Origin of the sequence: Mycobacterium sp. Root135, assembly GCF_001426545.1 — a bacterium.
Classification (GTDB): Bacteria; Actinomycetota; Actinomycetes; order Mycobacteriales; family Mycobacteriaceae; genus Mycobacterium.
Genome location: NZ_LMEZ01000009.1, coordinates 283,696 through 305,222 on the forward strand (window position 1 = coordinate 283,696; position 21,527 = coordinate 305,222).

Annotated in this window: 22 protein-coding genes; 9 read left to right on the forward strand and 13 right to left on the reverse strand. The window is 67.5% G+C overall.

The window, feature by feature from the left end:
- Positions 1 to 22: 22 nt before the first annotated feature.
- Complete coding sequence (locus ASD37_RS27040) at positions 23 to 880, reverse strand: LLM class F420-dependent oxidoreductase (protein ID WP_056559979.1); 858 nt, start codon at positions 878 to 880, stop codon at positions 23 to 25.
- Between the two features lie 33 nt (positions 881 to 913).
- Positions 914 to 1,234: a hypothetical protein gene (locus tag ASD37_RS27045; protein WP_056559077.1), complete on the reverse strand. Its 321-nt coding sequence runs from the start codon at positions 1,232 to 1,234 to the stop codon at positions 914 to 916.
- A 417-nt stretch (positions 1,235 to 1,651) separates the two neighbouring features.
- Between ASD37_RS27045 and ASD37_RS27050 the strand changes: the two genes are divergently transcribed.
- The gene (locus ASD37_RS27050) at positions 1,652 to 2,071 is read left to right on the forward strand and encodes a DUF732 domain-containing protein (RefSeq protein WP_235568571.1); all 420 of its coding nucleotides are present in this window, start codon (positions 1,652 to 1,654) and stop codon (positions 2,069 to 2,071) included.
- Positions 2,072 to 2,081: 10 nt separating this feature from the next.
- On the opposite strand, the gene ASD37_RS27055 is transcribed toward ASD37_RS27050, so the two are convergent.
- Complete coding sequence (locus ASD37_RS27055) at positions 2,082 to 2,855, reverse strand: DUF427 domain-containing protein (RefSeq protein WP_056559080.1); 774 nt, start codon at positions 2,853 to 2,855, stop codon at positions 2,082 to 2,084.
- 58 nt (positions 2,856 to 2,913) lie between these two features.
- Between ASD37_RS27055 and ASD37_RS27060 the strand changes: the two genes are divergently transcribed.
- Complete coding sequence (locus ASD37_RS27060; protein WP_056559084.1) at positions 2,914 to 3,693, forward strand: SDR family oxidoreductase; 780 nt, start codon at positions 2,914 to 2,916, stop codon at positions 3,691 to 3,693.
- Here ASD37_RS27060 and ASD37_RS27065 read toward each other — a convergent pair.
- Both ASD37_RS27065 and ASD37_RS27070 read right to left on the reverse strand, forming a co-directional pair.
- Complete coding sequence (locus ASD37_RS27065) at positions 3,690 to 4,058, reverse strand: SgcJ/EcaC family oxidoreductase (protein ID WP_056559087.1); 369 nt, start codon at positions 4,056 to 4,058, stop codon at positions 3,690 to 3,692. The genes ASD37_RS27060 and ASD37_RS27065 overlap by 4 nt on opposite strands.
- Before the next feature lies 1 nt (position 4,059).
- Positions 4,060 to 4,773: an SDR family NAD(P)-dependent oxidoreductase gene (locus ASD37_RS27070; RefSeq protein ID WP_056559091.1), complete on the reverse strand. Its 714-nt coding sequence runs from the start codon at positions 4,771 to 4,773 to the stop codon at positions 4,060 to 4,062.
- Between the two features lie 154 nt (positions 4,774 to 4,927).
- Between ASD37_RS27070 and ASD37_RS27075 the strand changes: the two genes are divergently transcribed.
- Complete coding sequence (locus ASD37_RS27075) at positions 4,928 to 5,863, forward strand: LysR family transcriptional regulator (protein ID WP_056559094.1); 936 nt, start codon at positions 4,928 to 4,930, stop codon at positions 5,861 to 5,863.
- Here ASD37_RS27075 and ASD37_RS27080 read toward each other — a convergent pair.
- Positions 5,839 to 7,008: a YbfB/YjiJ family MFS transporter gene (locus ASD37_RS27080; protein WP_200960007.1), complete on the reverse strand. Its 1,170-nt coding sequence runs from the start codon at positions 7,006 to 7,008 to the stop codon at positions 5,839 to 5,841. The genes ASD37_RS27075 and ASD37_RS27080 overlap by 25 nt on opposite strands.
- Before the next feature lie 144 nt (positions 7,009 to 7,152).
- Between ASD37_RS27080 and ASD37_RS27085 the strand changes: the two genes are divergently transcribed.
- From ASD37_RS27085 to ASD37_RS27095, 3 genes are all read left to right on the forward strand, one after another.
- Positions 7,153 to 7,911, forward strand: a complete 759-nt coding sequence (locus tag ASD37_RS27085) for a DUF3060 domain-containing protein (protein ID WP_162253322.1) — start codon at positions 7,153 to 7,155, stop codon at positions 7,909 to 7,911.
- A gap of 525 nt (positions 7,912 to 8,436) precedes the next feature.
- Complete coding sequence (locus tag ASD37_RS27090) at positions 8,437 to 9,453, forward strand: YncE family protein (RefSeq protein WP_156721130.1); 1,017 nt, start codon at positions 8,437 to 8,439, stop codon at positions 9,451 to 9,453.
- Positions 9,454 to 9,615: 162 nt separating this feature from the next.
- Complete coding sequence (locus ASD37_RS27095) at positions 9,616 to 9,843, forward strand: hypothetical protein (RefSeq protein ID WP_156721131.1); 228 nt, start codon at positions 9,616 to 9,618, stop codon at positions 9,841 to 9,843.
- Between the two features lie 64 nt (positions 9,844 to 9,907).
- Here ASD37_RS27095 and ASD37_RS27100 read toward each other — a convergent pair whose 3' ends face one another.
- Positions 9,908 to 10,597 carry a response regulator gene (locus ASD37_RS27100; protein WP_200960008.1) on the reverse strand — a complete coding sequence of 230 codons (690 nt, stop codon included), beginning with the start codon at positions 10,595 to 10,597 and terminating at the stop codon, positions 9,908 to 9,910.
- Positions 10,594 to 12,165 (reverse strand): sensor histidine kinase, encoded by a 1,572-nt coding sequence (locus ASD37_RS27105; RefSeq protein ID WP_056559112.1) that lies wholly within the window; start codon positions 12,163 to 12,165, stop codon positions 10,594 to 10,596. Before ASD37_RS27105 ends, ASD37_RS27100 begins: the two co-directional genes overlap by 4 nt.
- 135 nt (positions 12,166 to 12,300) lie before the next feature.
- Between ASD37_RS27105 and ASD37_RS27110 the strand changes: the two genes are divergently transcribed.
- Positions 12,301 to 13,668 carry a cation:dicarboxylate symporter family transporter gene (locus ASD37_RS27110; RefSeq protein ID WP_056559114.1) on the forward strand — a complete coding sequence of 456 codons (1,368 nt, stop codon included), beginning with the start codon at positions 12,301 to 12,303 and terminating at the stop codon, positions 13,666 to 13,668.
- Positions 13,669 to 13,730: 62 nt separating this feature from the next.
- Here ASD37_RS27110 and ASD37_RS27115 read toward each other — a convergent pair whose 3' ends face one another.
- Positions 13,731 to 14,039, reverse strand: a complete 309-nt coding sequence (locus tag ASD37_RS27115) for a hypothetical protein (RefSeq protein WP_056559117.1) — start codon at positions 14,037 to 14,039, stop codon at positions 13,731 to 13,733.
- Between the two features lie 40 nt (positions 14,040 to 14,079).
- Positions 14,080 to 14,409, reverse strand: a complete 330-nt coding sequence (locus ASD37_RS27120) for a hypothetical protein (RefSeq protein WP_056559120.1) — start codon at positions 14,407 to 14,409, stop codon at positions 14,080 to 14,082.
- A 93-nt stretch (positions 14,410 to 14,502) separates the two neighbouring features.
- On the opposite strand from ASD37_RS27120, the gene ASD37_RS27125 reads away from it, so the two are divergent.
- A complete protein-coding gene (locus ASD37_RS27125) occupies positions 14,503 to 16,137 on the forward strand; it encodes a long-chain fatty acid--CoA ligase (protein ID WP_056559123.1) in 1,635 nt (544 codons plus the stop codon).
- Between the two features lie 79 nt (positions 16,138 to 16,216).
- On the opposite strand, the gene ASD37_RS27130 is transcribed toward ASD37_RS27125, so the two are convergent.
- Both ASD37_RS27130 and ASD37_RS27135 read right to left on the reverse strand, forming a co-directional pair.
- Positions 16,217 to 17,416, reverse strand: coding sequence for a lipid-transfer protein (locus tag ASD37_RS27130; protein ID WP_056559126.1), 1,200 nt, complete (start codon positions 17,414 to 17,416; stop codon positions 16,217 to 16,219).
- A 48-nt stretch (positions 17,417 to 17,464) separates the two neighbouring features.
- Positions 17,465 to 19,195 carry a serine/threonine-protein kinase gene (locus ASD37_RS27135; RefSeq protein WP_056559129.1) on the reverse strand — a complete coding sequence of 577 codons (1,731 nt, stop codon included), beginning with the start codon at positions 19,193 to 19,195 and terminating at the stop codon, positions 17,465 to 17,467.
- Positions 19,196 to 19,379: 184 nt separating this feature from the next.
- Between ASD37_RS27135 and ASD37_RS27140 the strand changes: the two genes are divergently transcribed.
- The gene (locus tag ASD37_RS27140; RefSeq protein ID WP_056559985.1) at positions 19,380 to 20,435 is read left to right on the forward strand and encodes a dihydrodipicolinate reductase; all 1,056 of its coding nucleotides are present in this window, start codon (positions 19,380 to 19,382) and stop codon (positions 20,433 to 20,435) included.
- Here the strand turns inward: ASD37_RS27140 and ASD37_RS27145 are convergent.
- Positions 20,432 to 21,475, reverse strand: coding sequence for a zinc-binding dehydrogenase (locus ASD37_RS27145; protein WP_056559132.1), 1,044 nt, complete (start codon positions 21,473 to 21,475; stop codon positions 20,432 to 20,434). The two genes, ASD37_RS27140 and ASD37_RS27145, sit on opposite strands and share 4 nt — an antisense overlap.
- Positions 21,476 to 21,527 lie beyond the last annotated feature (52 nt).

The following is a 21,527-nucleotide window of genomic DNA, read 5'->3' on the forward strand; positions in this document are numbered from 1 at the left end:
GAGGGCGCGCAACCGCGCCCGGCTACAGCGCCTCGGCGACCCTGGCCAGCACCTCGAGGTGGTCGTCGACGTGCGCCAGGCCCGAGCCCATCGTGTCGACCGACAGGTGCGACGCGCCCGCGTGCGACCAGGCCGTGATCTTCCCGGCGACGGCGTCGAGGTCGCCGGTCCATCTGACGCGCGCCTCCATGCCGATGGACGCGGGATCGCGGCCCGCGGCCGTGGCACCCCGTTCGATCTCGGCGAGCGCCTCGTCGAGCTGTGGACCCGGTGACATCATCGGGAACCAGCCGTCGGCGAGCCGGCCTGCCCTGCGGTATCCGGCGGCCGACGCGGCGCCGATCCAGATCGGGATGGGCCGTTGTACCGGCATCGGGGCGAGGCCGGCACCGGTGACCGTGTCGAACGTCCCGCTGAAGGTGACCGACTGCTCGGTCCAGAGGCGACGGAGCAGCTCGATCTGCTCGGCGGATCTCTTGCCCCTGGTGCCGAAGTCCTGGCCGAGTGCTTCGTATTCGACGGCGTTCCAACCTATTCCGACACCGAGTCGCAGACGTCCGCCGCTGAGCAGGTCGACCTCGGCGGCTTGTTTGGCCACCAGCGCGGTCTGGCGCTGCGGCAGGATGACGACGCCGGTGACCAGCTCCAGGGACGTGGTGATCGCGGCGAGGAAGCCGAACATCACCAGCGGCTCGTGGAACGTGGTGCGGATGTCGTACGGCTCGTTCCAACCGGCGTGGACCTCGGGGTCGGCGCCCACCACGTGGTCATAGGCCAGCAGGTGGGTGAACCCGAGTTCTTCGACGCGCTGGCCGTACGCGCGGACCGCTCCGGGATCCCCGCCGAGCTCGGTCTGGGGAAACACCACTCCAACGCGCACGTGCACTCCTTCGTTTGGGACCCACTTCGAACGCTAGCGGGACGAGCAGTCCAGCGACACCGTGACGGTCCTGGCGACCACGATGGGGACGACGCGGTCCCGGCCGCCGAACCGGTCGACGCGGACGAACTCGGTGCGCTCCTGTGGGTTGCGGACGTCGGTGACGTCGCACTGGGACAGGGGCGCGCTGCCAATGCGGTCGACCCGCACGTCGAAGCCCTGGGCCTTGAGTTGACCGATGGTGACGATCGCCGAGTCGGCGGCGTTGGCCGAGATGGGCGGCAGCGCAAGGGTTCCGATGGCTGCGGCGGCTGCAATGCTGGCGGCGGCGGTGATGATCGATGCGGTACGCATGACCGCTCCTTTCGTTCGTGTCACATCGGAGACTTTCCGATGTGGGGTGCTTCGTGACTCGAATGAATGGTGCTTGGCGGCGGTACCTCGGTGCTTGGAGGTTGTGTGGAGATCGCCTGGAGATCGCGGGTCGGTTTCCGGCCGCCGTGTCGCACTGCCGGTGAGGCCGTTGGCCAGGGTGCGGCGTGGCTCACACGCGATGGGCGTGGATGTCGTTGCGCACGAACCGGATTGGCGTCTTCTGGGAGGCCGCAAGCCGGGCCGGGCAGTGTCGCACCGACTTCGCGTGGACCCCGTACGCGAAACGCATCGCGTGCAAACCGTGGCCGCGTCGTGTTCTAAATGTTACAGAAGTAGAGCAGTGTTCCAGAAGTTACAGCAGTGATTCGCTTTCGTGATCAACCCTAGGGAGTACCCATGACGGTCATCACCGGCTTGATCGACGTATCGGCGAAGGCGTCGATGGCGATGGCCCTCTCCGTGGGCATCGTGGTCGCCGCCAGTGCTCCTCCCGCGCGCGCCGACACCGTGAGCGACAGCTTCCTGTCCGCGCTCACCAACTCCGGTGTCTCGGTCGCCGACCCGAACATGGCGGTGGGCATGGCGCAGTCGATCTGTCCCATGCTGGTCAAGCCGGGCGGAAACTTCGCCTCCATCGCCTCCCAGATGGGCGGCACCAACGGCGTGTCACCGGGGATGGCCAACCTGTTCACCAGCATCGCGATCTCCATGTACTGCCCGTCGATGATGGCATCGCTGGCAGGAGGCAACTGGCTCGGCCAGGGCGCTCAGATGGGCTTGCCCGGCCTGTCCGGACTCGGCATCCCCGGGCTCTGAGGGCCGTCCGTCATCCGAAGTGCGTGATCGGGCGCTCCTGAGGCACGCCGTCGACCACGACGTCGACCTTCTCGTCGTAGAACGCGACGAGGCCCGCGATCGCCGACACCGCGGGCAGTGGGTAGTGGTAGCTCCAGGCCAAGTCGGGGTGGACGTCCCCGCCCACGTTCACCGACCAGTACTCGGAGGTGGTGCCCTTGTAGGGGCACAACGTCTCGGTGTCACTGGGGGTCAGGCTGGCGAACGACACGTCGGTGCGATCGATGTAATACCGCGTCGGCAAACCGGTTTCGAACAGAAGCACCGGGCTGTGCGTGTCCGCGAGCAGGGTGCCCTCCAGTTCGACCCTGACGTGGCGGTGCGAGCGCAGGGCGTCGACCCGGGAGTACGGGTTGCGGGGGTGACCGAAGATCTTCTCGTCCTCTTCGAACCACTCGACGCTGTCCCATTCGAACCGGACTAATCCCGCCACCGGTCCGTCGCCGTCGGCGTCGAAGATCCGCACCGCGGGCTTCACATCCGATCCACCCGTGATCGAGTAGAGCTTCGACGGACCGAATTGCACTCGCTGAGAGTGGTTTTCGTCTGTCAGCAGGTCGAGGTCGACGTCTGCCAACGGGATGTAGTACTGCGGGTAGTACGGCACCTCCCACACGTAGCGCGCCGCGGTCGTGTCGAACAGCACGTGGCCCCCGACGACGCCGCGCACGCGGCGCGGAGCCGGCTCGGTTCGACCGCGCACCGCCGCCATCTGTGGGTAATCCGGAGCAGGTCCCGACGTCATATACCCACCATAGGATCGCTGTAGCCCCTCCGCCCCCAGACCCGCATGGAGATCTCACATGGACCTGAAGAACGACACCGCGTTGATCACCGGCTCCAGTGGCGGCATCGGCGAGGAGTTCGCGGTGCAACTGGCCAGGCGCGGGGTCAACCTCGTCCTGGTCGCCCGGCGGGCCGACAAGTTGGCCGCCCTTCGCGACCGGCTGCGCGAGACCCATCCCGGCCTGCAGGTCGACGTGGTCGCCGCCGACCTGGCCGCACCCGGCTCCGCCGCCGAGCTCGTCTCGAAGGTGGCCGACCTCGGACGCCGGGTCGACGTCCTGGTCAACAACGCCGGTGTCGGTCTGCACGGTGACTTCGTCGACCAAGACGTCGCCACCAACGCCGCTCAGATCCACCTGAACTGCGTGACGCTGACCGAGCTGACCGGGATCTACCTGCCTGCGATGACCAAGGCCCGCCACGGCGTGGTGCTCAACGTCGCGTCCACCGCGTCGTTCCAGCCGACCCCGGGGATGGCCGTCTACGGCGCCACCAAGGCGTACGTGCTCTCGTTCACCGAGGCGCTGTGGAAGGAGACCAAGGGCAGCGGCGTCCGTGTGTTGGCGCTGTGCCCTGGCGCCACCGACACCGAGTTCTTCGCCCGCACCGGCGAGGAGTTCCTCACCAGCGGCAGGCAGACGTCCAAGCAGGTCGTCGACGTGGCGATGGCCGCGCTCGACAAGTCGACGCCCACCGTGGTCTCCGGGCTGGCGAACACCCTTCTGGCCACCGGCTACCGGTTCACGCCGCGGCGGGTGATGCTCGAGGTGTCGCAGCGACTGCTGAAGGCGAACTAGCCGGCGGGCGCCGGGCTCACCTGATAGTGGGCGATCAGCCACCGGTCGTCGACGTTGGTGAGCAGCACGCCTAGGAGCGTCGGGACCGGTGCCCGGTCGGTGAAGGTGAAATCGACCGCGACGTAACCGAATACGACGCCGGGTGCGGGCTGACGGGTCTCGAGGACTCGATAGTCCGGCGACAACCCCACCGGCTGCCCGGCGTAGTACTCGGTGATGCCCTGGCGGCCAACGGCATAGGGCCGCAGCCCCTGAAAGATCGCGTCGTCGGCGAACAGTGCCGCGACCTCGTCGGGCCGCCGCGCCTCGATGGCCGCCTTCCACCGGTCGAGCACCTCGACCACGACCGCCTCTGCCGTCGTCATGTCAGTGCCCCGCGCTCTGGCCGCCGTCGACGTGCAGGATTTCACCCGTGACGAACGACGCCGTTTCCAGGTACATGATCGCGTCCACGACGTCGTCGACCTCGCCGAGTCGGCCGAGGGGGTGCATGGCCGCCATCGCGTCGTGGGTGGACGGGTCGTGCATCGGGGTGTCGATGATGCCCAATGCTACGGCGTTGCTTCGGATTCCGCGATCCGCGTACTCGACGGCCAGTGCCCTGGTGACCGCGTTGAGCCCGCCCTTGCTGAGCGACGCCAACGCCGCGGGCACCTTCGAGTTCGCCTGGTCGACCAGGCTGGTGGACACGGTGACGAGGTGGCCGCCGCCCTCCCGGGACGTCATGGCCCGCACCGCGGCGCGCGAGATTTCGAAGAAGCCGCGCACGTTGACGCCCATCACGGCGTCGTAGTCCTCGTCGGTGTACTCGGTGAAGGGCTTCGAGACGAAGATGCCCGCGTTGTTGACCAGGGTGTCGACCCGGCCGAATCGCGCGATCGCCGCGTCGACGACGGCCGCGCCCACGCCGGGCTGACCGATGTCGCCGGGTACCGCCAGCACCATGGGGTCGTCGCCGTCGGCGATCGTCCTGGAGTTGGCCACAACCGCGTAGCCGAGGCGTCGATATGCGGCCACCAAGCCCGCGCCGATGCCCTGCGATGCGCCGGTGACGATGGCTACCTTCTGAATTGCGTTCACGAGTGCCCATCCTTCTTTTTGGAGTCTTCTGATTCAACGGTTGTCGGAGTCTTCTGATTCAACGCCCAGTGCGAGGTATGAAAGTTCTCGACGACGCGACCGATTTGCTCGCTGCTGATAGGCGGAGCCTCCCACTGGATTACGATCACCGATTGTGGAGCTCAGGCAGCTGCGCTACTTCGTCACGGTGGCCGAGGAACTCAACTTCGGCCGCGCAGCCGAGCGCCTCCACATCGCGGGTCCCTCCCTCTCGCAGCAGATCAAGGTGCTCGAACGCGACCTGAAGGTCCGCCTCTTCGAACGAGACCGCCGGTCGGTGACGCTGACGCCGGCCGGGGCGGCGCTGCTGCCCGGTGCCCGCGCGTTGATCGCCCAGGCCGACGAGTTACGCAGGCAGGCAGGCGGTCTCGTCCGCACCGAGCCGGTCCGCATTGGTTACGTGAAGTGGTGTCCCCCCGACCTGTCCGAACGGGTCGCCGGGGTCGCGCGGCTGAGGCTCGACACCTGGGTGCTGCCGTCACACGCCCAGGCGGCCAGGGTCGCGGAGGGCAGCCTCGACGTGGCGATCTGTTGGGTGCAGAACTCGGACCTCGTCGAGCAGGGTCTGGAGGCGCGCCTCATCGGAGCCGACCGGCTGTACGCGGTGGCCTCCGGTACGGACAGCTCGCCGGTCGAGGCCAAGGACGTCGTCGTCCTGCTCGACGCAGACACCGCGACGTGGTCGTCGTCGAATCGCTACGGCGAGCAGTTCGCCCGCGACACCGGCGCGACGGCGCTGCGGGTCGACGACGGCGGCATCACCGGGCCCGCGTTCTTCGAGCACGTGCGCAGGCTCGGCCGGCCGCTGCTCAACTCGCCGAAGGGGCAGGGTGAGGTGCTGCCCGCCGGACTGGTCGCGCGTCCCGTCGTGAGCCCTGCGCCGTATTGGACGTGGTCGCTGGTCTCGCGCCGCGGCGAGGTCGACCAGACGGTGCGCGCAGTCGTCGACGTGCTGACGACCCGGGTGAGTGTCCCCGGGCTTGGCGACGACGGGTCGTGGGTTCCGACGACCGATCCCCATGCGCCTCAGTCGAATTCGAGCTCCGGATAGCCGGCCCGCAAGATGACGGCCGTTGCGGCAGCGCAGGCGACCACGCCGGCGCCGACGAGAAGGACGGTGTGGAAACCGCGGTGCAGCAGGGGTGCGACGAGGAGTGGGCCGACGATCTGGCCGACCGAGTACCCCGCGGTCAACAGGGCGACCGCCCGCGGAACGCCGAGGTGCGCGCCTGCGGCCAGCGCGATGGTGCTGACTCCGATGAACGTGACGCCGAACAGGATTGCGCCGACGAGCGCGGCAACCGGGCCGGGCGCAACGGCGGGAAGCGCGATGCCAGCGGCCTGTAGTGCGAGCGCCGCGGTCAGCAGGTCCGGGTGGGAGACCCGCTTGCCGAGCCACGCCCACAGGGCGGCCGACGGCGCGGCCGCCAGCCCGACCACGATCCAGGCGCTCTTGCCAAGCCAGCCGGGGGAACTCTGCTCGATGGCCGCGACGAGAAAGGTGCCCGCCACGATGTAGCCGACGCCCTCCAGGGTGTAGCAGACCAGGAGCGCGGCGAACCACCGTCCGGTCTTGCGTCTCGGCGACGGACTCCGATCCGTGGCGACCGCGACGGCGCCGGGATGGCGGTGTCGGGACCAGGCGCCACCGGCGAGGACCGCGGCCAACACCGCCATCGTCCACCAGGCGCCACGCCAGCCCACACCCTCGGGGAGCAACAACACCAGGAAACCCGATGCGGCGATTCCGACACCGACGCCGCTGAATCCCCAGCCGGCCAGGTGGGGGGAGTGGTTGCGCAGGCGATCGGTCATCAGGTTGACCGCGGTGACGAACACCAGCGCGCTGGCGAAACCCGCCACCAGTCGAGCGAGTGCCCAGTGAATCGGATTGTCCGACAACGGCATTACGAGAAGTGTCACCACCACCGCGACGAGGGACCACCGCAGAACCGCCGGAGAACGCGCCAGGCGTGGTGACAGCGTGGCGGCCACCGCTCCTGCGAGGTATCCGACGTAGTTGGCGGTGGCCAGAGTGGCGCCCGCCTCGGCAGTCAGCCCGGCTCCCGCGGTCATCATCGGCAGGATGGGCGTGAACGCGAAACGCCCGATTCCCATCGCCGCCCCCAACGCCGCCGCACCCCTCGCGGCATGCACCCATCCGGCCGTGCTGCGTTCGGCCACAATCTGATTCATCGATCCATCGTCGACGACCACCGTCACTGGTCGCCACGACCGAAATCCTCGCTGGTGAGAGTCAGCGGCTACCAGCGGTCGCCGCGGCCGGGCGATCCCGTCGACACCACGCCGCCGGTGCCAACGGTGTGCGAGCATCGGCGCATGAGCTCGCAAGACGACCCGGAGGCGCGCATCCGGGACCTGGAACGGTCCTTGAGCGAGCAGGCCTCAGAGCTGACGCACAGCTCATACGACACGACGGGCGCCGGCGGTCAACCGACGGCCGACGCTGGCCACTGGCCGCCCCCGCCGAACTACACCGCTCCGCTGTACGGCGCCCCGAACTACACCGCCCAGCACCAGCCATACGGGACCCCGTACCCGCCGACGATTACAACGTCGACCGGCGGTGGCAATCGCGGCTGGATCCTCTACGTGGTGATGGCGGTGGTGGTCGTGGCCATCATCGGCGGCGCCGTGTCGTTCTTGGTGAACGCGCTGTCCACCGTGAGCTCCGTCGTCGAGTCGTTCGACGCCAGCCCGTCGGCCGAGCCATTGGTCCCCGGTGGCGGCGGGCCGTTCGACGTGCAACCGAGTCGGAGCGGCGGAAACCGCCCACCCGCACCGACCATCACCTCCGTCGTGCCGCCAGCGCCCGGGGACGTCGTCAACGTGTCGGGAGTGGGCGAGTTCAAGACGATCGCCTGTAACGGCAACGTGGTGAACATCAGCGGGGTCGACAACACCGTCGTGATCACCGGGCAGTGCGCCAACGTCTCGGTGTCGGGTGTGAAGAATGAGGTGACCGTCGAAGGATCGGTGCAGATCAGCGCCTCGGGGATGGAGAATCGGGTGACGTACCTGTCGGGCACGCCGGTCATAGACAACTCGGGCATGTCCAACGTCGTCGTGCAGGGCTGAGAAATGCACTGCCGCAGTGGATTCGAGTGGCCGGTCCGTCGACCTCGGGGATGAAACGCCGACGGACCGAGCCTTCTGGTGTAACGCCGAGCGGGACGCGGTTATTCTCTTCGTTCCGTGCCACGCCCACGGCGGCCACATTGGCCTCACGAGCCACGTGCGCCCGTCGCGCCCAGTACGGCGACGAATTTGCTGGTCGTGTCGGATGTGATCTGCCGCTCACTTTCGGAACGAAAGCTAAGAACCCGTGACCTGAGCGACTGCTCGGGCTGTTCGGCATCCGATTGCCCTGACGTCAAATGTGCAGGTGGAGGCCAACTTCTACGTTGCAGATCAAAGATAACAATTGGATAACATCAGGTTTCTTAAGCATGTCCTGAGAGGATCCCGAAGGCGCCACCGAAGGCCCCGTTGCGTCTCCTGGGAACCGCATGTTCCGTCGCTACAATCGAGTGCGACCACGTTCCCGTTGGGAGCGTCAATCTATTGCCGGCCCCACGTGATGCCGGCGGAGGTGCCGAAGACATGGCTAATGCTAGTGCGCGCTCGAACAGCGTCACCGTGGAAAATCAGGACGTCGCCCTGCTGAAGTCGACGACGGTCGGGCGCGGCCCGATCTCCGACATCGCGGTCGACGGAGACACCGTCGTGACCACCAACTTCGGCGACGACTCGATCGCCGTCCTCGACTCCGACACCCTCGCCGTGCACGGCGGCGTGTTCGCCGGCCAGCCCACCACCGTCACGGTGGTCGGCGACCGCGCATTCGCGGCCGTGTCGTCGGCGAGTTACGACGCCATCGCCGTGATCGACACCGTCAGCGGCGAGGTCGTCAAGGAATACCCGCTGTCCTTCAACGTGACGGCCATGGTGACCAGCGCCGACGGAAAGCGCGTCTACGCGGGTCGGTCCGGGGAAGAGGGCGTCGACGTCGCCGTTCTCGACGTCGCCGCCGAGCGTGTCGGCACCATCTACGTCGCCAAGGCCGCGGACGCCACGATCGACGCGATGTGCCTCGACGCCACGGGCCGTCGGCTGTACGTCGGCGTCACGGACTCCCGCAGCAGCCGCCTGATCACCATTGACGTCGAAACCTCGCGCGTACGACGCACTTTGGAGGTTGGCGCACCCATCCGCGGGCTTGCCCTCGGCATGGACGGCGTCGGATACGTCCTGACCTCTGACATCGCCGACGGCGGCGTCCTGTATGTCGTCGACCTCGTCAACAACAAGATCACCGCGGACGTCGCGGTCGCCGCGACTCCCACGCAGCTGGTTCTCAGCGCGGACGGCACGCGCGCCTACGTCGTCGACTACGACCACGTCGCGGTCGTCGACACCGACAAGCGTGCGATCGTCGCCGAAGTGGCGGTCGGTGCGCGCCCGTCGTCCATCGCCCTTGGCGGCGATCGGCTGTACGTGGCCGACTACGACTCCTGCCTCACCGTCTACACCGTCGCAGCCTCGACGCCGATGCTGTACTCGCAGTTCGCCTCTGCGCTCGCGGTGCCCGCGCCGCGCGAGCTCCAGCCTGCTGGCTAGGCGCCACTGGTAACGGGTCTTAGGCCGGCCTCGTCGACCATCGTCTCGCTGAGGAATGTCCTGACCGCGGGTGTGATTTCGATTTAGGATCGGATCACCAATGCGGGAGGCATTCCAGTGGACCAGGCCCGACTTCGAGCAAATGCACGCGAGCTTCGCACCTTGCTGACCGAACTCGACGCTGCTGGTCGGGCGCATGGCGATCGGATCGTCGCCACCGAGCGTCCGAAGGTGCGTGATTCTGCGCCGACGGAGGACGAGCTGGCCAGATTGGAGAGCGCACGATTACGTCTCGTCGGACCTTTGGCCAGACACTTCCTCGCGCTCATCGAGGAACTGGCCGGTGACATCGACCAGGACGTGACGACCTGGAAGCCGCCTCCCGAGTGAGGAACCGTCGTCGCTGAATCAAGACCGGACAGTTGGCTGAATGGGCCCAGATCACCCGCCGCCGCTAGCGCCACTGATAGCGGGTCTTCGGCCGGCCTGCGCCGCCGTAGTCCGTCGTGCGTGTCACAGTGCCCTCGTCGGCGAGCCGTTCGAGATAGCGCCACGCCGTAACGCGTGACACGCCAACCCTTTTGGCGACCTCATCGGCCGTTGCTCCGTTGGTGTCGTCTCGAACCGCGCGCGCGATGTCGTCGTTGGTCTGCGGGGCCGCGCCCTTCGGTGCCACGGACTTGTCGGTGGCAACCCGCAATTCGGCCATCGCGCGGTCGACCTCTTCCTGACTAGCCGCGTCGACCCCCGCTGGCAGCGCGGAACGGTAACGCCGGTAGCGCTCGAGCCGGTCACGAAAGGCCGCGAACGTGAACGGTTTCAACAAATAGGCGAGCGCTCCGTGGGCCACCGCGGCGCGCACCATCTCGAGGTCGCGTTCCGAGGTGATCGCGATGATGTCCGGGGCGGGACGCAGACCGGCCAGCGCCGACGCCAGGCTGATGCCGCTGGCATCGGGCAGCCCAAGATCCAACAGCACCAGGTCGACGGGTGAGTCGGTCGCCGCCGCAGCAGCCGCGGTCTGCATGGCGTCGCGGGCCGTGTGCACCACCGCCACCGCCGAAAAGCCGTCAAGGCGTGACAGATACGTGCGATGCGCCTCGGCGATGAGGAGGTCGTCCTCGACGATCATCACCGAGATCACGAGCCGCCCCCGGGAACGAGCACCGTGACGACCGAGCCGTAGGTGACGTCGGCTGTCAGCGTTCCACCGTGGCGCCGCACCACCTGCGCAACAAGGGCCAGACCCAGTCCGTGTTGCCCCGGCTCGGTGTCGCTCTTCGTCGAATAGCCGCGTTGCATCGCCCGCTCGAACGCCTCGCCCGACATGCCACTTCCACTGTCGGCCACGCGCATCAACAGCTCGGGTTCCCCCAGCTCCGCCGCGCCTAGTGAAATAGTCACCTCCACCCAGGGATCGTCACGGTCGCACGCGTCCATCGCATTGTCGATCAGATTGCCGAGCACGGTGATCATCTCCTGCGCCGACAGCGGCACGTCGGTATCCGCGGGAAGGTGGGTGTCCTCGGTGATCGTCAGCGCGATGCCTCGCTCGTCGGCTTGGGCGGTCTTGCCGAGCAACAGGGCCACCAGGGCAGGCTCGCCAACGTCGTGCGACAGCCGGTCCACCAGGCGCTGCGACAGGGCCAGCTCCTCGGTGGCGAAGCGGACGGCGTCGTCGGGCTTGCCCATCTCGACCATCGTGATCACGGTGTGCAGCTTGTTGGCCGCCTCGTGAGCTTGGGCGCGCAGTGAATCCGTGAGGATCTGAAGCGAGCTCAATTCGCCCAGGGCACCCTGCAACTCGGTGCGGTCGCGCACCGTCACCACCTCCGAATGCGCGGAGTCGGCGACCCGAGACCGGTTGACGACCAGCACCCGGTCGTCGGTGACGTGCACTTCGTCGCGGGCGCCCGGCGCATACGCCCGCAAGAACTCCGGCAGATCCGCCTGCGTCACCCGCCCCGGGGACAACCCGAGCAGGCGGCGCGCCTCGTCGTTGACCAACATCACCCGGTCGCGGTCGAGCACCACGAGCCCCTCGGACACCGAATGCAGGATCGCGTCGTGGTGCTCGTACATCACCCGCAGCTCGTCGGGCCGCAGGCCGTGGGTCTGGCGCAGAAGGCGTCGCCGAATCGCCCAGACCCCGGTCATCGACAGAAGAAGTGCCCCGCTCCCGACACCGGCGATCATCGGCCACTGGTCACGCCACCGCTGAGCCAACGTCTGCTGCGTGATGCCCGCCGACACCAGGCCGATCACCCGGTTCGACGAGTCGCGCACCGGCGCCACGGCCCGAATCGACGGACCGAGGGTGCCCGTGTACACCTCGCTAAACGTCTCGCCGCGCACCGCAGGCTCGATGGTGCCCAGATAGTGGCCCCCGATCTGGCTGGGGTCGGTGTGGGTGAACCGGGTTCCGTCGGTCGACATGATCGTGATGAACGCGATCTCCGTATTCGTCCGCACCGCCTCGGTCACCGGTTGCAGGATCTGCGTCGCGCGGCCGGACTCGATCGCCTGCGCGGTCGACGGCGAATCGGCCAGCGCCGTCGCGATGCTCACCACCTGCTGACGGGCAGCGGAGTCGCCGTCGCGCCGGGCGTCGAGAAGGGCCAGGACGCTGCCCACCAGCACGACCACGGCGATCACCCCGATCTGGAGCGCGATCGCCTGGCCGGCCAACGAACGCGGCCACCATTGGCGCATCTGATCTCCGGACCGTTTCGAGGTGAACACAATGAACTAAAGCGTGACCTGGGTCACGTGAGGGAACATGATCCTTACAAATCGCTTTCGAACCAACTCGCAGACCCAGGCCGACCGCACCAAGGAGCCCCCGCCATGACCGACCAAGTCGACACCTCCTCTCCACCCAAGAAGCGTGATCGCACGCACTGGCTGTACATCGCCGTGATCGTCGCCGTCGTCGCAGGCGTCGCCGTCGGCATCCTCGCACCAGACGTAGGCAAGAGCGTCGGCGTGCTCGGCACGATGTTCGTCAGCCTGATCAAGATGATGATCGTCCCGGTCATCTTCTGCACCATCGTGCTCGGCATCGGCAAGGTGCGGGCCGCCGCCACCGTCGGCAAGGTCGGCGGTCTGGCATTCGTCTACTTCCTCGCCATGTCGACGGTCGCCCTGGCCATCGGCCTGGTCGTCGGCAACCTGCTGAGCCCGGGCACCGGCCTCAACATCGAGTCGACGTCCAGCAAGGGCACTGCGCTGGCCGAGACCGCCGAGAAGGCGGGTGGCCTCATGGAGTTCGTCCAGGGCATCATCCCGACGTCGCTGTTCTCGTCGCTGACCGAGGGCAACGTGCTGCAGGCACTGTTCGTCGCCCTGCTCGTCGGCTTCGCGCTGCAGTCGATGGGTACCGCAGGCGAAGGCGTCCTGCGCGGTATCGAAGCCGTCCAGAAGCTGGTGTTCAAGGTCCTGGCGATGATCCTGTGGTTGGCCCCGATCGGTGCCTTCGGCGCCATCGCCAACGTCGTCGGCCAGACCGGCTGGAGCGCCGTCACCCAGTTGCTGACGCTGATGCTCGGCTTCTACGTCACCTGCATCATCTTCGTGTTCGGCGTGCTCGGCGTGATCCTCCGCGCCGTCGCCGGGGTGTCGATCTTCCGACTGGTCCGCTACCTGGCCCGCGAGTACCTGCTGATCTTCGCGACCTCGTCGTCCGAGTCGGCCCTGCCGCGCCTGATCGCCAAGATGGAGCACCTCGGCGTCGAGAAGACGACCGTCGGCGTCGTCGTCCCGACCGGCTACTCGTTCAACCTCGACGGCACGGCCATCTACCTCACGATGGCGTCGCTGTTCGTCGCCGACGCCATGGGCAAGCCCCTGGCGCTGGGTGAGCAGATCTCCCTGCTGGTGTTCATGATCGTCGCCAGCAAGGGCGCAGCGGGCGTCAGCGGCGCCGGGCTGGCCACGCTGGCCGGCGGTCTGCAGAGTCATCGCCCCGACCTGCTCGACGGCGTCGGCCTCATCGTCGGCATCGACCGGTTCATGTCCGAGGCTCGCGCGGTGACCAACTTCTCCGGCAACGCCGTCGCGACGATGCTGGTCGGTTCCTGGACCAAGACGATCGACAGCGAACAGGTCGAGCGAGTGCTCAGTGGCAAGGACCCGTTCAACGAGTCGACGATGGTCGACGATCACGGTTCAAGCGCCGAAGAGCCGGCGCAGGCGAAGCTCCCTACGCCGGCATAGGGCGCAACATGTGAAGAGCCCGGTCGGTTTCCCCGACCGGGCTCTTCCATGTGTGCGTGGGGTCAGCGCGTGCAGTCCAGCGACACCGAGATGGTCTGGCTGGTCTGCTGCTGCACCAGGATGCGGTCGCCGTTGTTGCCGGGGCCGACGAAGGGAACGAGCTGCGAGGTGCTCTGCGGGTTACGCACGCTGGTGACCTGGCACTGCGAGATCGGTGCTGTACCCAGCTTGTCGATCGTGACGGTGTAGCCCTCGGACTGGAGCTTGCTGATGGTCTCCTGCGCGGTCTCGGCGCTCGCCAGCACCGCCGGTGCCAACGCGGCCCCGCACACTCCGATTGCTGCCGCGGCGATCGTCCACTTCGTGCGCATGAGGCGCCTTCCTGTCAGGTTGCTGGCAATCATCCACTGATCACTTGCTGCAGTCCAGCGACACCGAGATCGACCGGCTGACGACGACCTCGACGATCCGGTACTTGCGGTCGCCGTTCGCATCGCGCGGACCGTAGTAGTCCCGGACGTTGCGGGTCTGGGACTGCGGGTTGCGCACGCCGGTGACGACGCAGTTCTCGATCCGCCCGCTGCCGACGCGGTCGACGTTGACCGTGAAGCCTTCGGACTGCAACTGGTTGATCGTCTCCTGGGCGGTCTGGTCGGCACTGGCGACCGCCGGTGCGACGAGCGAGGTGGTGGCTACTGCGGCACAAGTGACGAATGTGGAAAGAATCAATGATGGACGCATCTGCGCCCCCTATCTTTGGAGGAAATCCTTCACCCATACATCGCCGTGCGGGGGCATTTCGTTCCACTCGCGGCCGACACCGGGAGATTTCGCATGCAGAGCACGATGCAGGACGTTCCCCTGACCGTCACCACGATCATGCGGTACGCCTGCGAGGTCAACGGCGACCGCACCGTGACCACCGCGATGGGGGAGGGCCGCTACCGGTCCGTCACGTACCGCGAGCTCGGCGAACAGGTCGGCCGGCTGGCCAACGCGCTGCGCGAGATCGGCGTCACCGGCGACGAACGGGTCGGCACGTTCATGTGGAACAACGCCGAGCACTTGGCCGCGTACCTGGCGGTGCCGTCGATGGGTGCGGTGCTGCACACGCTCAACATCAGGCTCTCGCCCGAACAGATCGCCTTCATCGCCAACGAGGCCGAGGACAAGGTGATCATCGCCGACGTCTCGCTGACCGCGCAGCTGGCGCCGGTGCTGCCCTTGTTGAACACCGTGCACACCGTCGTCGTGGTCGGTGACGGCGACGTCGACGAGCTGATGGGCTCGGGTCCGGCCGTGGTGCGCTTCGACGAGGTGTTGGCCATGCAGTCACCCGAGTTCGACTGGCCGGCGATCGTCGAGACCGACGCAGCCGCGATGTGTTACACCAGCGGGACGACGGGAAACCCGAAAGGCGTTGTCTACAGCCACCGTTCGAGTTACCTGCACGCCATGAGCACGTGCTCGGCGAACACCTTGGGTATCGGCGCGGAGGACTCGGTGCTGCCAATCGTGCCGATGTTCCACGCCAACGCCTGGGGGTTGCCCTACGCCGCGCTGATGGCAGGCGCCGACCTGGTGCTCACCGACCGCTTCCTGGATGCGACGTCGGTCGTCGACGTCATCGAGACGCAACGGCCCACGGTGGCGGGCGCCGTGCCGACGATTTGGAACGACGTCATGCATCGGTTGGAAAACTCACCGGGACACGACATCTCGTCACTGCGGCTGGTGTCGTGCGGCGGGTCGGCGGTGCCGGTGTCGCTGATGAAGGCGTTCGAGGCGAAGTTCGACGTCCAAATCCGGCAGTTGTGGGGGATGACGGAGACGTCGCCGGTGGCGACGATGGCGTGGCCGCCGCCCGGCGCCTCCGACGAGGAACACTGGGCGCTTCGCGCCACCCAGGGCAGGCCGATGTGCGGCGTCGAGGTCCGCATCGTCGACGACGCCGGCGAGCCGATGCCCAACGACGGCAAGGCCGTCGGCGAGCTGGAGGTCCGCGGCCCCTGGATTACCGGCTCCTACTACCAGAACCGCGACGACTCCAAGTTCGCCGGTGGCTGGCTGCGCACCGGCGACGTCGGCCGCATCGACTCACTGACCTACGTCACCCTTACCGACCGCGCCAAGGACGTCATCAAGTCCGGTGGGGAGTGGATCTCCTCGGTCGATCTGGAGAACCACCTCATCGCGCACCCCGCCGTGCTGGAGGCCGCCGTCGTCGGCGTGCCCGACGATCGCTGGCAGGAGCGTCCACTGGCGGCGGTGGTGCTGCACGAAGGCGCGGAGGTGACGCCAACCGAGCTGCGAGAGTTCCTCGCCGACAAGGTCGTTCGCTGGTGGCTGCCCGAGCGCTGGACGTTCGTCGACGCGGTGCCGAAGACCAGCGTCGGCAAGTACGACAAGAAGACCATCCGAGCCCGCCACGCCGACGGCGTCTACGAGGTGCTCGAGGTGCGCGACTAGCCTGCATCTCTCGCCGAGTGCACGCTTGTTGACGGTCCCTCTCGGGCGATACGTACAACAAGCGCGCGCTCGACGCTGATCAGCGTTCGGCGCGCTGGTAGGCCGTGACGACGGCGGCCCCGCCGAGCCCTATGTTGTGCTGAAGGGCGGCGGTCACACCGTCGACCTGACGCTTGTCGGCGGTACCGCGCAGCTGCCACGTCAGCTCGGCGCACTGCGCCAACCCCGTCGCGCCGAGGGGGTGGCCCTTCGAGATCAGCCCGCCCGAGGGGTTGACCACCCAGCGGCCGCCGTAGGTGGTGTCGCCGTCGTCGATCAACCGGGGCGCCTCACCGTCCCCGCACAACCCCAGCGCCTCGTACAGCAACAGCTCGTTGGCGCTGAAGCAGTCGTGCAGTTCGATGACCTGGAAGTCCTCGGGGCCGAGCCCGGATTGGTCGTAAACCTGTTTGGCCGCTTGGACGTTCATGTCGTGGCCGATGATGTTGGCGGCGCTGCCGTCGAACGTGCTGGCAAAGTCCGTCGTCATCGACTGACCGACGATCTCCACGGCCTGGCCCGCGAGCCCGTGGTCGTCCACGAACTGCTCACTCACCACGATCGCCGCGCCAGAACCGTCCGAGGTCGGCGAGCACTGCAGCTTGGTCAACGGGTCCGAGATCATCCTGGCGCCGAGGATGTCGTCGAGGCTGTACTCGTCCTGAAACTGTGCGTACGGGTTGTTCACCGAATGCTTGTGGTTCTTGTAGCCGATCTTCGCGAAGTGCTCGGCGGTGCTGCCGTACTTCTTCATGTGCTCGCGCCCCGCCGCGCCGAACATCCACGGCGCCACCGGGAATGCGAACTCGTCGATCGCCGCGAGTGCCTTGACGTGGTTGCCGAGCGGTGACTCGCGGTCCTGGGCGCCACCGCCGAGCGAACCGGGTTGCATCTTCTCGAAACCAAGGGCGATGGCGCAGTCGGCGAGACCGCCGCGGATCGACTGCGCCGCCAGGTACAGCGCCGTCGAGCCGGTGGAACAGTTGTTGTTCACGTTGACGATCGGGACGCCAGTCATGCCGAGTTCGTAGAGCGCCCGCTGACCGGATGTCGAGTCACCCGAGCAGTATCCGACGTAGCCCTGCTCGACCGCGTCGTAGGAGATGCCCGCATCCTCGAGAGCCTTGGTGCCCGACTCCTTGGCCATCTGCGGGTAGTCCCACCCCTCCCGTGAGCCGGGCTTTTCGAACTTCGTCATCCCCACCCCGACGACGAAAACCCTGTTCTTGCTCTTGGCCATGGACTTCTCCTTCGCGACGCTGCGTTTCTCGCAACATAACAGCGCGGCTCAGCTGTAGTTCAGCCACCAATCGTGAAGGCCGCTCATGTCACCGCTCTGGATGTCGGCCAACAGCAGGTCGTCGTCCTGCGTCCACACGATGTCGGCGTTGCCCTGATACGTGCCGCAGGCCAGCGATCCGGCGACCACGTCGGGGCTGGCCTGGTAGTGCCAGGTGATCGGCGACTCGGCGTCCGCACCAGGGCAGCGCTGCAGTTCGTCGTTCTCCTGGATCGAAGACTCGAACTGCCGGCTCAGCGAGTTCTTGTTCGGGAAGATCGAGTACCGCGCGGCGGCGGGGCCGCCCGATTGCGCGGACTCGCGGCAGTCGACGGTCGCCAGCGCACCCGGCGCAGGCGGAATCGCCTTCTCGCACACGCTCGTCGGGTATCCGGGCGGGAGTAGGGCCATCAACTGGGCGTCGAAGCCGCTGGGGTCGCCGGCATCGGTCGTCCTCGGAGCCGTAGTGCGTGACGTCGACGGCCGCTCGCGTGCCGTCGATGTCTTCTTGGACGTCGTGGTCGTCGGTCCGTCCGCGGTGTCGGATCTGGTCAGCATGAACGTGCCGATCGCACCGAGCACGAGGACCGCGACGGCGGCCGCGACGGCGATCGGAACCCACGGAGTCTTCCTGCGGCCCAACGGGTTCTGGCCAGGGGGTGGTTGCTGCCACGGCGGTAGGCCGCCGGGCGGCGGGGGTGGCGGACCGCCGGGATAGCCGTACGGGGGAGGAGGCGGTGGCGGGAAGGAGCCGGGCGGCGGCGGTGGAAAGGGCGTCGCCCCGTACGCGCGCGGGTAGGGCGGTGGCGGCAGCGGGGCGGCCATCGTGGCCCCCTGGCTGGGCGGCACGTCACCCGGTCTCGAGGCCTCGCTGCGTTGCAGGATCGACGCCGCCTGATCCTGGTCGCGCAGCGTCAAGGCGTCGGTGGCCGCGGACGCGAGATCGCCTGCGGTGGTGAAGCGTTCGGCAGGCTTCTTCGCCATACCGCGGGCAATCACCTGGTCGAAGGTCGGCGGAATGCCGGGCCGCTGAAGGCTGGGCCGGGGGATCGGTTGCACGAGGTGGCCGGTGATGACGACGCTGACGCTGTCCCCGGCGTACGGCGGTGAGCCGGCGAGGCATTCGTACAGCACGCAGGCCAGCGCGTAGACGTCGGCGCGGGAGGTGACCTCGTCACCCGAGAAGCGTTCCGGCGCCATGTAGGCGTAGGTGCCGACCGCCGTGCCGAGTTCGGTGAGCTTCTCGTCGCTCTTGGCGCTGGCGATGCCGAAGTCCACCAGGTAGGCGAAGTCGTCACCGGTGATCAGGATGTTCTCGGGCTTGACGTCGCGGTGCATGATGCCGCTCGCGTGGGCGGCGTCGATGGCCGAGGCGACCTGGCGCACGATCGCGACCGCGCGGGCCGGCGTGATCGGACCGAAGTTCTGCAGCAGCCTGCGCAGATCGGACCCGGTGATCATTCGCATGTCGACGAACAGCACGCCGTCGATCTCGCCGTAGTCGTGGATCGGCACGACGTGCGGCTCCTGAAGGCGGCCAGCCGAGTGCGCCTCCCGCTGGAGACGCTTGCGGAACACCGGATCGTGAGAAACGCCCTCGGGCAACAGCTTCAGGGCCACGATGCGGTCCTTCTCGGTGTCCTCGGCCTCGTAGACCTCGCCCATCCCGCCCTTGCCGATCAGCCGCAGCAGGCGGTAGTGGCCAAACATCGTGCCTTCGCGCGATTTCGGCTCGGTCATCTGCTGTCTCCTTGCGCCACGAACTGGGCACCCCGCGTGCCAGCAGTCACCCTAATGCCTGGTGAAGGCGGCTACCGGGAAACCCAAGCCCGGCCGTCACCGGCAATCCGGCAATGTCGCGGGACGGCGTCGTGTACACCTAAATGGAACGTGTTCTAGTTTTTGGGCGACGACGGGAGTGGCGATGGCGTTGCGAGTGGTGCAGTGGGCGACCGGCGGTGTCGGCGTCGCGGCGATCAAGGGTGTGCTCGAGCATCCCGACCTCGAACTGGTCGGTTGCTGGGTGCATTCGGAAGCCAAGAGCGGCAAGGACGTCGGCGAACTCATCGGCGTCGACCCGCTGGGAGTCACGGCGACCAACGACGTCGACGCGATCCTCGCCCTCGACGCCGACGCCGTGATCTACTCGCCGCTCATGCCCAACCCCGACGAGGTCACGGCGTTGCTTCGCTCGGGCAAGAACGTCGTGACGCCCGTCGGGTGGTTCTACCCCGGGGAGAAGGAGGCCGGTCCGATGCGGGCCGCCGCCCTCGACGGTGGCGTCACCCTGCACGGCACCGGCATCGCGCCGGGAGGCATCAGCGAGAAGTTCCCCCTGCTGTTCTCCATCATGTCGACCGGCGTGACATTCGTTCGCGCCGAGGAGTTCTCGGACCTGCGGACCTACGACGCCCCCGACGTGCTGCGCTACGTGATGGGGTTCGGCGACACGCCGGAGAAGGCGATGAGCGGCCCCATGCAGAAGCTGCTCGACGGCGGATTCATCCAGTCCGTCCGGATGTGCGTCGACGAATTGGGCTTCGCGGCCGACCCGCAGATCCGGGCGACCCAGGAGATCGCGGTGGCGACCGCTCCCATCGATTCGCCGATGGGGCCCATCCAGCCGGGGCAGGTGGCTGCGCGAAAGTTCCACTGGGAGGCGCTCGTCGGCGACGAGGTCGTCGTCCGCGTCACCGTCAACTGGTTCATGGGACAGGAAAACCTCGATCCTCCATGGACTTTCGGCCCTGCGGGGGAGCGCTACGAGATGGAGTGCAAGGGCAACCCCGACTTCACCGTCACCGTAAAGGGCTTCCAGCCCGACAGCGTCGAGGAGGGGCTGGAGAGCAACAACGGCATCGTCGCGACGGCAGCCCACTGCGTGAACTCGATCCCGGCGGTGTGCGCTGCCGCACCCGGCATCGCCACGTACCTCGACCTGCCGCTGATCAGCGGCAAGGCGGCGCCGCACCTGCGCTAGGGCTGGACGAGGATCCTGATCGGGTCGCCGTCGGCGTTGTCGAGCTTCTCGATGCCCCTGGCGACGTCCTCCAGCGGCACGATGTCGCTGATCGAGCGGGACAGGTCGAGACGGCCCATCGACACCAAGGTGGCGAGCGTGCCGATGTCGGCGTTCTGGTAGCCCAGGTGGCCAAGCACTTGCCATTTGAGCAGGTTGAAGATCGCCGTCGAACCGATCGACGGGGCGTCGCCGCTCATCCCGATTCCCACCAGGCGGCCGCCGACGGTCAGGTTGCCAAGCGCCTGCTCGAACGTGGACTTGAGCCCGACGGCGTCGAACGCCACGTCGAGCTGGCGGCCACCGGTCGCGTCCCGAATCTTGTCGTGCAGCGCGTCGTCGCGCGCGTCGAACGCGAAGTCGGCGCCGACCGCCAGGGCGCGGTCGAGCACCGCCGGCTTGACGTCGACCGCGATGATCGGCGCCGCGCCGACCAGCCGGGCCAGTTGCACCACGTGCGTTCCGAGGCCTCCGACGCCCCACACGCCCACCGACTCGCCGATGCCGACCTTGCCGGTCCGCACGACGGCCCCGTACGGAGTGGACACCGCGTCGGCGAGGATCGCGGCCTGCTCGAGTGAGACGTTGTCGGGAATCCTGGTGAGCCCGAAGGCTTGTGCGACGGTGTACTCCGCCCATGCGCCGTCGTAGGCGAACGCCATCAGCCGGATTTGCAGGCAGTTGGAGACGTCACCGCGTCGGCAGTTGACGCACTCGAGGCACGGCCGGCCCGCGGCGACCACCACGCGGTCCCCCTCGGCCCATCCCGTCACACCCGGACCCAGCGCGGCAACGGTGCCCGACGCTTCATGCCCCTGGGTCACCACCGCCCGCTGCGAGGGAAAGGTGCCGTTGATCAGGCTGAGGTCGGAATGGCAGATGCCGCAGAACGCGACCTTGACCAGAACCTCGCCCTGGCCCAGTTCGGGGATCGGGACGTCCTCCACCGCAATCTCTTTGGTGTCGGCGTAGAAGCGTTGCGCCCTCATCGTCTCAACCATGTCGTTCCCTTCGCCAGAGGTCTGGTACCAGAGGGTACCAGGACTGGCTCGA